Below are 13,994 nucleotides of genomic sequence, written 5' to 3'. Positions count from 1 at the left end.
ATGGCGATGCGTTTAAACGATGATTCGGTAGGCGATGGCGAAATGCATGAAATCAACGTGACGCCGTTTATCGACGTTATGCTGGTTCTGCTGATCATCTTTATGGTCGCCGCGCCATTAGCTACGGTGGATGTGCGCGTTAATCTGCCTGCGTCCACCAGCGCACCGCAACCGCGCCCGGAAAAACCGGTTTATCTTTCTATTAAGGAAGATAAGCAGATCTATATCGGCAACGATGCGGTCACCAAAGAGACGCTGGTGAATGCGCTGACGGCGCAGACCGAAGGCAAGAAAGACACCACCATCTTCTTCCAGGCGGATAAGTCAGTGGATTATGAAACGCTGATGAGCGTGATGGATCAATTGCGTGAAGCGGGTTATCTGAAGATTGGTTTGATGGGCATGGAGACGGTGAAGAAATAATTCCCCCCTCTGAACGCTCACAAGGGCCGCTATCCATAGCGGCCCTTTTTATTTGCTCTCGCCGCCAATGTTAATTTCTTGTTACTTTTAGTCTCACCTTTGTAAACTGCAATGGTGAAGCGGATCACATCTATTCCTGGCGCAACCCGCTACAACGGAAGAAAAACCCAGGAAGGACAATATGAGCGCGAGTCAATCTTTACAAAAGCCATCGCAAGGCGGTGCCAAAACCATCTTTAGCGTTACCAGCGGTAACTTTCTTGAGATGTACGATTTTATGGTGTTTGGCTATTACGCTACGGCGATCGCCAAAACCTTTTTCCCCGGAGATGATCCCTTTGCTTCATTGATGCTCACGCTGATGACCTTTGGCGCGGGCTTCCTGATGCGTCCACTTGGCGCGATTATTCTGGGTGCCTACATTGACCATCACGGACGCCGTAAAGGGCTGTTGCTGACACTGGGCTTGATGGCGTTGGGTACACTCACCATCGCCCTGGTTCCGGGCTATGCCACGCTGGGGGCTGCCGCGCCGATTCTGATTCTGCTGGGTCGTTTGCTGCAGGGCTTCTCTGCGGGCGTGGAGTTGGGCGGTGTGTCGGTTTATCTGTCTGAAGTGGCGCCAAAAGGACGCAAAGGTTTCTATGTCAGCTGGCAGTCCGGTAGCCAGCAGGTCGCGGTGATCTTCGCTGCGCTGCTTGGCCTCGGTCTTAATCATCTGCTGGCGAAGGAAGCGGTCACCGAATGGGGCTGGCGTATTCCGTTTGTTGTCGGTTGTATGATTGTGCCGTTCCTGTTCTGGATCCGTCGCATGCTGGAAGAAACAGAAGCGTTCAGCAAGCGCAAACAACATCCTTCCATGGGACAGATCATGCGCTCGGTCGGTGAGAACTGGGCATTGGTGCTGGCGGGTATGCTGATGGTGGTGACCACCACGGTGATGTTCTACATGATCACCGCCTTTACCCCGACCTTCGGTAAAACCGTGCTGATGATGAGCGATGAGCAGAGTTTTATGGTGACGCTGTTCGTCGGTATCTCTAACCTGATTTGGTTGCCGGTCATGGGCTCGCTGTCGGACCGCATAGGGCGTCGTCCGCTGCTGATCACCTTTACTGTCCTGATGATTCTCACCACTTGGCCGGTATTGCACTGGCTGGTGGGATCACCCACCTTTGCGCATCTGGTGGAAGCGGAGCTGTGGTTATCATTCCTCTATGCCAGCTATAACGGTGCGATGGTGGTCTACCTGGCGGAAATTATGCCGGCTGAAGTGCGCGCCACCGGCTTCTCACTGGCGTACAGCCTGGCGACCGCGCTGTTTGGTGGCTTCACGCCAGCGGTTTCAAGCTACCTGATCCATGCCACGGGCGATAAAGCGATGCCCGGCGTGTGGTTGTCATTCGCGGCGGTGTGTGGATTAATCGGCACGCTGCTGATTGGCCGCATGGTGAAACAATATCAGGCGCGCCATGGCGGCACGCCGGTGGGGGCTTCGCTGTAACGTCCTGGCTGACAACGGGTCACATGTCAGGCCGTTGAGAAGCCATTCGAATAAAGCAGCCTCTTTCTGAAGGGGCTGCTTTTTTGTTTGTGTGGGGGAACTCATTCATCGAGTCCTTGTTAACACACTACATCGTCGCCAATGCCCTGCCTAAAACGACAGGTCAACCACCACGCTATCCGTGTAACTCCCCGCCGCTGGCGTATTCTGCGTCGTCAGAATCTGCGCGGTATACGTGAAGTTGCGCGTCACCAGATCCGCGTTCAGAGAGGTGGCGCTGGCGCTGCTCCAGCGGTCGGTGCCGGTCGGTCCCCAGCGCGTGGTGGTGGTGGTGCCCTTGTAGATGTCATACGCCAGTCGGTTGGTGCCGCTCGCCATCTGGCGCGTGGTGCCGCTGTAGTAACTGCCATTGCTCAACCCCACAGTGAAGGTGCTGCCTTTTGAACACACCACGTTGATGGTCTGCTGCACCGTGGAGAAACTTCCCACCAGCGGCGCGCTGCCAAAACTCACGTTAGGGGCGGTGATGGTGGTGCAGTCATTCGTCACTGTCAGGTTAACGGTAATTGGCATCGCGGTGCCGGTACTGGTTTGCACCGTTCCTACACACAAACCTGCAACGTTCAACCCGGCACATACCGTATAACTTACCGTAAGCGTAATCGTCGTCGTATAACTGCCTGCGGCAATCACCTGTCCAGGCACTGTACGGAAGTAGAGCGGGATATTGAAATTGAGTGTGCCGCCCAGGGTTAATAATGCCGATGAACTGTAAACGTGGTTAGAGCCCTGCGTGAGTTCGCTGGCACAAGCACTGTCGATGCACATCTGAATCGGAATACTGTCCGTGCCGGTACTGGCGGTTTTCAAGACGGCCCGCGTGCCGCTGAGATAGGTCGCAGTGGTGAAGGCGTATGTGACGTTATCGGTGCCCAACAGCGAAAGCGTGCCGGAACCGCAGTTGACGTTGGTGGTGCTGGAAGTGTTCTGCGCGGTAGAGCCAACCGCGAAGGTGGTCACGGAGCCGAAGGTCGCCGCTGGGGCCGATAAACTACAAAGCGCATAACTGGTGCCCGGCAAGATAAACAGCGCCAGCAGCAAAAAAATCTTTCTCATGGTGAGATTCCTGACTGTGAATTATTGGCCGTGCTGACCGCCGAACCCGGTGCCGGCGGCGGCAGATCGCACGTCAGCGGACCGTAGGTTTCCAGCGCTTTTGGCTGGCCGTCTGCAATGGTCAGCGTGGTATCACAACTGCGCCCATCAGGCGTCACGACATGAATCGGGTTTTCAGCGCTCAGATTCTCCATCCAGACAATGCCATCCCATCCGATATATTCCGTACCCTGATTCGGGCGTAACACCTGGCTGGAGATTGGCAACGGTTGCCCCTGTTTATCATGCAGCACCACGCTGGCGGCGCGCAGGCGCTCCACCGGGAAGTTCAGCAGGTAACCACTTTTCCGTTTCACTGCAAAACGCTGTTCCACCTTTGGCGCGGTGCGGTCAGCCGGTAAATCCAGGGTATCGATGTCATATTTCGCGCCGTAGTAACTGCTGATCGAGGGCACCAGCAAATAGCCCTGATTATCGGTGCGTCCCATTGCCTGGTTTTCATAGCGCACCGTGACATCGGGGTAGTCGGTTTTCACCACCACAAACGCATCATTAATATCGTTGGCGGCAAACACGCGGTTATCCATCAGCACCAGCGAACCGGTGAAATCGGCCCACTGCGTGGTGTTATCGTTATCGCCGTAGAATCCGGCGGAGGTGTCGATTTTGTTATTGCGATAGCGCAGGCTTGCCTGGCGGTAATCACCGCTGTCGCCGCCCTGATTGGCCCAGGCTGCATCGTACGCAAAGCCACCATCGGTCGGCATGGCGCGTGACACGTAGAGGCGCTGATTGTTGTTGCCCTGCTGATCGCGCTCGTAGCTCACCGACGCGCTGCTCTGTTCGCCGAACGGGATCACCAAAGAGATAGCACCGCTCCAGTCGCCCTGTTCCTGATCGCGGCTGGCGGAGATATACAGGCTACTGTTACCCCAAAGGTTTTTACTCCAGGACAGGTTCCATAAACGGGTGCGATCGCCCGATCCTCCGGCAATATCAAAATAGGCCAGACCCAGACTGCCATATTGATTGAGTGACACGCTGGCGGTGTATTGTGCACTGCGTCGCGCCAGTGAATAGCTGGTGTTAGCGCTGTCGCCCCGGCTGCCGACCAGCGCCAGATTGCCGTAATCTGCAGTGCGTAAAATATGCTGCGTGCCGAGGCTGAACCAGCTGTTGTTATATTGATAACCCCAGCTGTATTGCGTGCCGGGTTTTCCCTCCATCTGGCTTTGTGCCAGGGCACCATTCACCACCCCCCAACTGCCGAGTTTCACTAAGCCTCCTGCGCCGCCGGTGGCCACGTTGTCGCTGCCTTCCGCATGGCTCTCCAGCGTCAGCCAGTCGGTTAACCCGTAACGATAAGATCCGCTGGCTGCCGCTGCGCCATAGTCAAAGTTTTCCAGTCCGTAGTTTTCACGCAGGGCACCAGCAGAGAAGGAGTAATCCGACAAACCCTGTCGCAGCAGGCTGCTCGAGACATAAAACGGCAGCGTGGTGGTGACCTGACGCCCCACGGCATCGGTGGTGGTGATCACCGCATCGCCCGCGCCATTGACGAACGGCACATTGGTCAGCGACCACGGACCCGGCTGCACATTGGCTTGCGTACTGCGATAACCGTTAATAAACAGATCGACGGAAGAGGGCACCGCCGCCTGGCCGGAAAACGCCGGGAGAGGGTAAGTGACCAAATCCGGTCGTACGCTGAAATCACGCGCAATCTGCACGCCACCCAGACGCACGCTGTTACTCCAGCTCAGCGCATCGGTCACCAGGTCCCCGGCACGCCAGCTGATCGCATCGTTCTCATCTTCATTGCTAAACCAGGTGTCGTAGCGAATATATCCCTCTTGCTGACCGCTTACGCCGCCTTCAAGTTGTTGGGTGTAGACGCCATTGGTGGAGAACTGCCCGCTGGGGCCAAACACGCGCAGCTCATTCCAGCTTGACAGGCGGGAACCGGCATTATCGGTACGGGTGGCGTAAAAGTCGTAATTGAGCAGCGCACCGTTACTGGCGCGCCCCGGATAGCGTGGGCCGCGCTGATCTTTACCGATCACCTGTCCGGGCAGCCAGGCAGGCGGAACGGTGAGCAACAGGCGCTGACGGCGCTCGTCATATTCGGCTTTCACCTCCGCAAGTTGATTCACATCGATTTGCTCGCCCTGAAGTTTCTCCGCAGGAATACCGGCACGCTGTAAATCGCCACTGCGCAGCCAAAAGTCCCCGTTTTTACGCTCCACCGGCACAATATCGCCGCGCGCGTTCTGATTCACCACCAGCTCTAGCATGTACTGCTGACCGCTGGCGTTGTTCTCCAGCGCAGGGGGCGGTGGTAGCTCGGAAAAGGTCTCCGCGCTACTGATTTGAGGTAACAGGCATAGCACGCTAGCCACTGCCAGCGTGCAGGGATGCAGCGAAAACGTCATCAATGCGCGGCCGCGCTGCTCCAGTGCCCTTTATTCACCTCCGCTGACAACTCTCCGCTCACGCTGCTGGTTAATGGCCAGCGGTTGCTGCTGTTTGCCAGTACGTAGCCAAACAGACCATTGCCCAGGCGGCGACCACCAATGGTGACATTACTCAGCCGCGCATGGCCGTTGCCACGATTGGTGAGCTCCAGCCAGCGCTTGCCACCACTGTCCACCTGTTGCCAGCTGAGTTGCGGCTTCGCACTGTCGCTGGTGACGCCGTTACCATAAACAAACAGCGGTACCGAATAGCGCATCTGGAAGGTTAATCCCGCCTGATTTTCGCCGGGCGTGCGTGGCGTAGGGATTTCATCCAGCACCACGCGGTAGGACATTTCGCGTCCTGCTTGCGGCGCACCCTGCTTAATGAGTCGCACCAGCTGTTTCTGACCCGGTTCGAGGCGCACCATTGGTGGGCTGGCAACCACTTGCTGCTGGGTTTGATACTGTTCCTGACCGCCCACTTGCAGCCAGCTAAAGATGCGCACCTGCATCATGGTGGTGGCATTCCCACGGTTCTCCAGCCACAGCTCACTGGCTTTATCATCGGGATTGATGGCGGGATCGATGGGCCAAATCATCAGCGAATTGGCGGCGTGGGCAGCAGGCATTAGTGCCATGATAAACAACAGTAACAGGGCGCGCAGGTTCATGATTATTCATCCTTCTTTATCACTGCCGTCACCAACTAAGCGTAACGGTTAAGGTGTCGGTATAAGTGCCGGCGCGCGTGGGGCCGGGCAGCGTTAACAGGCCATAAATCGGCAAAGTAATGTTATTGGCGTTGCTGTAACTCAGCGCCACGGCGCTATTCACTGGGATAGCCGTGGTGTGTGCCGCGTTGGTGTAAAGGGAATAGGGCACGGTATTGGTGTTGCCCGAGACCTTGAGATTACGGGTAGTGGAGTAATTGGAGCCGCCATTGATACTCATGCTAACGGCGGTGCCTGGCGTGCAGGCGAGAATGATGGTGGTGCTTTGCACATAGCTGGCGCTCACGCTGCTGGACGACACACCCGATTGCGTGCCGAAATTAAGCGTGCCAAAGACCCCGGTATTGGTACCGGAGACAACACAGCCTGCCACTACTGATGCAGAGACCTGAAAGGTTGCGGTTGGCAACCCCCAGGCAGAGACGCTCCCTATCAGCAGGGCGAGGCCGCCTGCACTGTGCGCCCAACGCTGCACCACGGCCACCCTGATTACCCCACAACTGACCTCAGTAGTTCACCGCAACGTTAATGGTGTCGGTATAAGTTCCTGCCGGGATCAGTGGGTTAAACCCGCCCCCCACGACACGACCGTAAATGGCGTAATTGGTGCCTAAGGTCGGGTCCGTGGTGCCGCTGGCGGCAATGTTGGTGTTATTGGCGATGGCGGTGGTGAATGCCGCATCGCTATACAGGGTATAGGCAATGCCTTGGGTGTTATTGGAACCGAGGATCAGATAGCGCGGCTGGCCGCTAACGGTGCCATAAATGGTCGCCGGTGCAGCATTACTGCTGGTGACCTGCACGTTGAAAGTCTGGCCGGTGGTGCAGCGAACATAAATACCGTTGCCCGATGCGCCGACCAACGTGGCGTTCAGGGTATCGAAGGTTGCGGCGCTGCTACCAAAGTTCAGGGTACCGAAGTTGACCCCCGTGGTGGCAGACTGACCATTCACCAGGCAACCAGTGGTCAGGGTCAGGGTCGCATTAATGGTTCCCGTTGTGGTGGCGGCAAAAGCCGCGTGAGGGGCGAGCACGACGCTCAGGCTGGACGCCAAAAGAAAAAGCTTGAGTTTCATAATCATTCCTTACTGATTATCCAAGGTCAGTGCTTTTTCACCTGGTGATTCATTTATGTAACGAATCCGAAGTCAAACAAGAGCCACGATCGGCTTTACCGCGTAAGTGCCCGACATCTAGGAATATTCTTAGATGGTGGGTTTATGATTTATATCAGTTTTCTTTACTATAGATCAGCAAATCAACACTGCGAGCGTTGCGCTTAGATTTTTCATTAATCAATTCACACTTTTCGCCGATAACGCAGTAATCGCAAGGGATGACAACCGGTTAAAAAAACTAAACAGCGAGTGATTTAACCCTCTACCGCGATTAACCGTTCAATGCTATGTTCGTGCATTAATCAGATATTATTAATTTTTCTGACTGCGACTGACGATGAAAAACCAAAAACATAGCGCGGTGTTTCCAGAATTGTCTGGATCGGCTCCCCCCTCTGCCTCACTGCGTGCGGTCATTACTCACCCTTAATCAATGTTCTCGACCTTTTGATCATTTTTGACGATACAGCTTCTGCTCCGCAGCAGGCTGAGTTTAGGAGCGCACATGCTGCTAGTTACCTGGGATAGCGTTCTGGTCACGGTTTCATTGATCGTGGCCTTCATTGCTGCGTTTACCGCACTGGATACGGCGGGACGCGTCGCGGTATCACGCGGCTGTCTGGCGAAAATGTGGCTGATTGGCGGTGGCACCGCGATGGGCATTGGCATCTGGGCGATGCACTTTATTGGCATGCTGGCGATGATGATGCCGATGACCATGCGTTATGACATTACCCTCACCACGGTTTCCCTGCTGGTAGCGATCCTCTCTGCCATCTTTGCTTTCGCGCAGGGCGTGCAGGGCAGCCATTTAACTCCACGTCGGCTGGTACGTGGCACGCTGATACTCGGCAGCGGTGTTGTGGCGATGCATTACATCGGCATGAATGCCTTGATGATCGAACCGGCGATTCGCTGGGACATGCCGCTGGTCGCGCTCTCCGTGGTGATTGCCTATGCTGCCTCAGGTGCGGCACTGTGGCTGGCGTTTCATCTGCGCCAGGGCGAGAGCGTGTGGATTATGCGCGTTTGTGCTGCGCTGGTGATGGGCATTGCCATCGCCGGGATGCACTACACCGGCATGGCTGCGGCGGAGTACAGCATGCCGAGCACCATGCAGCAGCATCATGGCATCAGTGAAGATGGATTGGCGGTGTGGGTGACTGTTATCACGCTGTCCATTCTTGGCCTCACGCTGTTAGTTTCCATGCTGGATGCCCAGCTGCGCGCGGCACGTCTGGCCGCCAAGCTCAAACGCGCCAACAGCGAACTGCGCCAGCTGGCGATGCATGACAATCTCACCTCGCTGCCCAACCGCGTGCTGCTGGAGCAACAGCTGACGGCGCAGATCAAGCAAGCTACTTTGCAGGATGAACATTTTGCGCTGATGTTTATGGATCTCGACGGCTTCAAAGCCGTCAACGATACCTGGGGCCATCATGTGGGCGATCGCCTGCTCATCGCGGTAGCCGAACGTCTGCGCGTGCAATTGGACGAAGGCATACTGCTGGCGCGGCTCGGAGGCGATGAATTTGTGCTGCTGTGTCCGCAATACACTGATTTGCAAGCCTCGGCGCTGGCACAACAGCTGGTCAATGTCATTGATACCCCGTTTGAACTGGATCGCTATTCGCTGCGCGTGTCACTCAGTATTGGCATCGTGGTGTTCCCACTGCACGGTCGTAGCCAGCAGGAGATGATGTTCAACGCCGATTCCGCCATGTACCACACCAAGCACAGTGGCCGTAACGGCTGGTGCCTGTTTGAACCGGTGATGAGCGCGGTGGCGCAGCATCAGCTGGCGCTGGCGAATGATCTGTGGAATGCGCTGGAGTATCAGGAAATGTGCCTGTTCTATCAGCCAAAATTCCGCGCGGGCGGCACGGTGCTGATGGGCTTCGAAGCGTTATTGCGCTGGCAGCATCCACGTCGGGGATTGCTGATGCCAGATATGTTCCTGCCGCGCGCGGAGAAAACCGGGCAAATCGTGGCGCTGGGCAATTGGGTGATCAACGAGGCGTGCCGCCAGTTGAAGCAGTGGCACGATGAAGGTCACCGCGACTGGAGCGTGTCCGTCAACCTTTCGGCGTTGCAATTCCATCAGCGCGATCTTATCGACAGCTTACGTCATGCACTGCAACGTTATCAGCTGCCGGAGGGCGCGCTGATGCTGGAGATCACGGAGAATATCGCGATGCGCGACCCGCAGTTCAGCCAGCAGCGCATTGCTGAATTGCACCAGTTGGGCGTAAAAGTGGCGATCGATAACTTCGGTATCGGTTATGCCAATTTACTGCATCTGAAACATCTGGAAGCCACCGAACTGAAAATCGACCGCGCCTTTATTAACAGCCTGCGTGCCGACAGCGAGGACGCCACCGTCGTGAGCGCGATGCTGACGCTGGCCCAAAGTCTGAATCTGCGCATGGTCGCCGAAGGGGTGGAAACTGAGGAGCAGCAGCGTTTGCTGACCGGACTCGGTTTTGACACGCTGCAGGGCTATCTGCTCGGCAAGCCGACACCGGCGGAGCGTATCGGTGAATTCACCGCTGCGTTTAATGCACCGCCGCTGTTTGCTGAGCACCCGCTGCCTTTAACCAGCGCCTGATAAACAATTTTTATTTTCTTCCGCATCGGAAGGTTTCATCGTTCAAAGACTCAAATCGGCAGTTTATCTGCCGATAAATTACACAATAAAACCAATGACATTGACTTTTTCTTTATAACACCACAGCTGAATGACAACGGCTTTAACTTGGGAAATCACTATGTTAGTGACTTCGTACGATTCGTTTACCGTCATCGTTTCCATTCTGGTGGCGATGCTGGCTTCGTTTACCGCGCTGGATATGGCGGGCCGCGTAGCTTCTTCAACCGGCAAGGTGGCGCTGGTTTGGTTATTAGGCGGTGGATTCGCCATGGGCGTGGGCATCTGGGCGATGCACTTCATCGGCATGCTGTCGATGAGCCTGGATATGGTGATGAGTTACGATCCGCTGCTGACGGCGACGTCGATGGCGGTGGCGATTCTGGCATCGATTTTTGCCTTGTGGCTGGTGTGCTCATCCCATGATTTATCCTGGCGGCGCTTAACGGGCGGGGCTTTGGTGCTCGGTTCCGGCGTGGTCGCCATGCACTACATGGGCATGGCCGCGCTGATGTTCGCGCCGGGCATCGTCTGGAACTGGGGCTGGGTTGCCGCTTCGGTGGTGATTGCGCTGGTGGCATCGGGCGCGGCACTGTGGCTCGCCTTTAATCTGCGCGAAGGACATGGCCGCGTGACGATGCTGCGTCTCGGCGCTTCGGTGGTGATGGGCTGCGCGATTGCCGGCATGCATTACACCGGTATGGCCGCTGCCAGCTTCCCGATGATGAGTCATGCCACGCACATGGGCGTTAACAGCAACTGGCTGGCGATTGTGGTCACCGTGGTGACGCTGGCGATCCTCGGTATCACCTTGCTGGTTTCGATGCTGGATGCTCGGCTGCAAGCGCGCACCTCTATCCTTGCGCACTCGCTGGCGGAAGCCAACCGTGAACTGGCGCAACTGGCCCTGCACGACAACCTGACACGCCTGCCAAACCGTATTTTGCTTGAGGATCGTCTGGAGCAATCCATCAACAAGGCCAACCGCGAAAAGTCGCAGTTTGCGCTGATGTTTATGGATTTGGATGGCTTCAAAGCGGTCAATGACGCCTTTGGTCACCATGTCGGTGACAACCTGTTGATTGCGGTGGCCGAGCGTATGATCGGCCAGATGAAAGGGCACTACACGCTGGCGCGCATGGGCGGCGACGAGTTTGTGCTGCTGATTGAAATCGATGAGCCCAATGATGCTGCAGCGGTAGCGGATGCGCTGGTGAAAGCGGTCGATCGCCCGTTCGATATTTCGCGCTATGAACTGATGGTGTCACTGAGTATTGGCATCGCGGTCTACCCAGGCGACGGTAAAGATGAGCGCGAGCTGATGTTTAACGCCGATGCCGCGATGTACCACACCAAGAACAACGGTCGTAACGGCTACAACTTCTTCCAGCCATCGATGAACACCCTCGCACAGTCGCAGCTGCAGCTGAATAACGACCTGTGGCAGGCGCTGGATAACGAAGAGTTACGTCTGTTCTACCAGCCAAAATATTGTGCGCCAAGCGGTCCAATTATTGGATTTGAAGCATTGCTACGCTGGGAGCATCCGACACGCGGGTTGCTGGCACCGGACAAATTCCTGCCGATTGCCGAGAAGACCGGCATGATCATCAACATCGGCAATTGGGTGATCAACGAAGCCTGCCGTCAGCTGCACTGCTGGCATTTGCAGGGCCATCCACACTGGTCGGTAGCGGTGAACCTCTCCGCGCTGCAGTTTGAACAGAGCAACCTGGTGGAAACCGTGACGCAGGCGCTGGCGAAGCACCAGATTCCGGCTGAATTGCTGACGCTGGAAGTGACGGAAACTACCGCGATGCGCGATCCGGAAGAGAGTGTGCGTATCCTGACGCAACTGACGGATATGGGCGTGAAAGCCTCGATCGATGATTTCGGCACGGGTTACTCCAGCCTGCTCTATTTGAAACGTTTGCCCGCCAGTGAGTTGAAGATCGACCGAGCGTTCGTTAATGAGCTGCAGGCGAAATCAGAAGATGCCACCATCGTTTCCGCCATTGTGGCACTGGCGCAGTCACTGGATCTCAAAGTGGTCGCAGAAGGGGTGGAAACACAGGATCAGCAAGCGTTTCTTACCGGACTGGGTTGCGATACGTTGCAGGGTTATCTGCTGGGTAAACCGGTGCCGCCGGAACGCATCCATGAGTTGCCGAATTTTGTCGAAAACGAGCAACAGCTGGTGCAACTACCCTAAGGCATGGGGGCAGTGATTGCCCCCATGGCAACCTCTCCTGCAAGCAGGGAAGGTGCACGCCTGTACGCGGCAGAAAGTGAGTACCTGAGTGTGATTCCCTCGCCTGTATAAGTCTCTCAACTCAATACCCCTTCTCCTTTCAGCAGGAGATGGGGGTAAAGCCTGAGTACAGCGTCAATTCCCTGCCCAACGATGCTCTCTCTTGCTTGCGGGACAGGCCCAGGGTGAGGGAAAATGCTCGCCTCTATCCCCCATATCGGAGCCAGGGTGGCGAAATATCAGCAGTTGGTTGATCAGCTTCGGACGCAGATTGAAGCGCGCATCTGGCCGCCGGGCGAAAAGCTGCCGTCGTTGCGTCAGCAGGCGGAACAGAGCGGCCTCAGCCTGATGACGGTGATGCACGCCTATGAAGTGCTGGAAAGCCAGGGCTGGATCCTGTCAAAACCGCAATCCGGTTACTACGTAGCGCCGCGTGCTGCCGAAAGCCGTCCACGTTTGCCCACACAGGCGATTGCCAAAACCGAGCAGGCAGACACCAACAGTTTCGTTTTTGATGTGCTGCAAGCCACGCGTGACCCGGGCATCATGCCGTTTGGCTCTGCCTTTCCCGATCCTGAACTCTTTCCGCAGCGTCAGCTGATGCGCTCGCTGGTTAAGGTCTCACACAATCTGAAACCCAGCGATGCCCTGAATAACCTGCCGCCTGGCAACGAAGCGCTGCGTAAAATTCTGGCGCAACGTTATGCCCAGCAGGGCATCACCTTGTCGCCGGACGATATCGTCATCACCAACGGTGCGATGGAAGCGCTGAACCTCAGCCTGCAAGCGGTGACTGAACCCGGTGATTGGGTGGTGATTGAAAATCCTTCGTTTTACGGTGCATTGCAGGTGATTGAGCGGCTGAAATTGAATGCGATTGCCATCGCCAGCGATGTCGAGCAGGGCATCGATCTCGACGAGCTGGAGCAGGCGCTGCAACGCTGGCCGGTCAAAGCCTGCTGGCTGATGACCAACCGGCAAAACCCGCTGGGTTTTACCCTGAGCGCTGAACGAAAACAGCAGTTGGTGTCTTTGCTGGCGCGCTATCAGGTCGCGATGATTGAGGATGATGTTTACAGCGATCTCTACAGCGGCCACGACAAGCCTTTGCCCGCCAAAGCCTTTGACCGCGAGGGCAATGTGCTGCACTGCGGCAGTTTTTCGAAGAATCTGGTGGCGGGGTTTCGCGTGGGTTGGGTGGCTGCCGGGCGCTACGCACAGCGCGTACAGCGTATTCAGCTCATGAGCACGCTCTCCACCAGCGCGCCGATGCAGCTGGCATTGGCCGACTTCCTCAGCACCCGCAGTTACGACACGCATTTAAAGAAACTGCGTCAGACGCTGGCTAAGCGTAAGCAGTTGGCGCAGCAGGCTTTACGTCGCGTGCTGCCTGCTGACGCGCAGATCAGCGATACGCCGGGCGGCTATTTCCTGTGGATTGCGCTGCCGCAGCAGATCAACACCACGCAGCTCTATCATCTGGCGCTAAAAGAGGGCATCAGCATCGCCCCTGGCCAGCTGTTCTCGGGCAGTGAAGGGTTTAGCCACTGCTTCCGCTTCAACACCGCCTGGCCGTGGGATGCCCGCGCTGAGGCGGCGGTGGAGACGTTAGGGAGATTGATTGCTCAGCTGGAGTCGTCCTAAATGGCGACGCTATAAATGCGACTGACTTTAATCGCGGCATACAGAAGCGGCCCGATAAATGCCGCTGCCGTATTAGGCGAACCAGCACAATCGCGAGAATTTTG

At 56.4% G+C, this 13,994-nt stretch carries 10 protein-coding genes; 5 read left to right on the top strand and 5 right to left on the bottom strand.

Annotation, left to right across the window (positions count from 1 at the left end):
- Window positions 1-423 carry a TonB system transport protein ExbD gene (gene exbD, locus ACCW76_RS04085; protein WP_034828432.1) on the top strand — a complete coding sequence of 141 codons (423 nt, stop codon included), beginning with the start codon at window positions 1-3 and terminating at the stop codon, window positions 421-423.
- Between the two features lie 181 nt (window positions 424-604).
- Window positions 605-1,927 (top strand): MFS transporter, encoded by a 1,323-nt coding sequence (locus ACCW76_RS04080; protein ID WP_436337829.1) that lies wholly within the window; start codon window positions 605-607, stop codon window positions 1,925-1,927.
- A 150-nt stretch (window positions 1,928-2,077) separates the two neighbouring features.
- On the opposite strand, the gene ACCW76_RS04075 is transcribed toward ACCW76_RS04080, so the two are convergent.
- Genes ACCW76_RS04075 through ACCW76_RS04055 form a run of 5 tightly spaced genes read right to left on the bottom strand, consistent with a single transcriptional unit; the run spans window position 2,078 to window position 7,306 of the window.
- Window positions 2,078-3,043 (bottom strand): Csu type fimbrial protein, encoded by a 966-nt coding sequence (locus tag ACCW76_RS04075; protein ID WP_436337828.1) that lies wholly within the window; start codon window positions 3,041-3,043, stop codon window positions 2,078-2,080.
- On the bottom strand, window positions 3,040-5,478 hold the full coding sequence (locus tag ACCW76_RS04070; RefSeq protein WP_436337827.1) for a fimbria/pilus outer membrane usher protein: 2,439 nt from the start codon (window positions 5,476-5,478) through the stop codon (window positions 3,040-3,042). Before ACCW76_RS04070 ends, ACCW76_RS04075 begins: the two co-directional genes overlap by 4 nt.
- Window positions 5,475-6,170 (bottom strand): fimbrial biogenesis chaperone, encoded by a 696-nt coding sequence (locus ACCW76_RS04065; protein WP_436337826.1) that lies wholly within the window; start codon window positions 6,168-6,170, stop codon window positions 5,475-5,477. Before ACCW76_RS04065 ends, ACCW76_RS04070 begins: the two co-directional genes overlap by 4 nt.
- Before the next feature lie 28 nt (window positions 6,171-6,198).
- A complete protein-coding gene (locus ACCW76_RS04060) occupies window positions 6,199-6,714 on the bottom strand; it encodes a Csu type fimbrial protein (RefSeq protein ID WP_436337825.1) in 516 nt (171 codons plus the stop codon).
- Window positions 6,715-6,736: 22 nt separating this feature from the next.
- The gene (locus ACCW76_RS04055) at window positions 6,737-7,306 is read right to left on the bottom strand and encodes a spore coat protein U domain-containing protein (RefSeq protein ID WP_045814784.1); all 570 of its coding nucleotides are present in this window, start codon (window positions 7,304-7,306) and stop codon (window positions 6,737-6,739) included.
- 547 nt (window positions 7,307-7,853) lie between these two features.
- Between ACCW76_RS04055 and ACCW76_RS04050 the strand changes: the two genes are divergently transcribed.
- The 3 genes from ACCW76_RS04050 (at window position 7,854) to ACCW76_RS04040 (ending at window position 13,890) form a co-directional block, all read left to right on the top strand.
- Window positions 7,854-9,956: a putative bifunctional diguanylate cyclase/phosphodiesterase gene (locus tag ACCW76_RS04050; RefSeq protein WP_436337824.1), complete on the top strand. Its 2,103-nt coding sequence runs from the start codon at window positions 7,854-7,856 to the stop codon at window positions 9,954-9,956.
- 160 nt (window positions 9,957-10,116) lie between these two features.
- On the top strand, window positions 10,117-12,207 hold the full coding sequence (locus ACCW76_RS04045) for a putative bifunctional diguanylate cyclase/phosphodiesterase (RefSeq protein WP_436337823.1): 2,091 nt from the start codon (window positions 10,117-10,119) through the stop codon (window positions 12,205-12,207).
- Between the two features lie 267 nt (window positions 12,208-12,474).
- Window positions 12,475-13,890 carry a PLP-dependent aminotransferase family protein gene (locus ACCW76_RS04040; RefSeq protein ID WP_436337901.1) on the top strand — a complete coding sequence of 472 codons (1,416 nt, stop codon included), beginning with the start codon at window positions 12,475-12,477 and terminating at the stop codon, window positions 13,888-13,890.
- Window positions 13,891-13,994 lie beyond the last annotated feature (104 nt).

The sequence above is a fragment of the Pantoea sp. C8B4 genome (assembly GCF_051336905.1).
Taxonomy (GTDB): domain Bacteria; phylum Pseudomonadota; class Gammaproteobacteria; order Enterobacterales; family Enterobacteriaceae; genus Pantoea; species Pantoea rwandensis_B.
The sequence above is the reverse complement of the archived record's forward strand: the minus strand, read 5'-3'. Positions and strand labels throughout refer to the sequence as shown.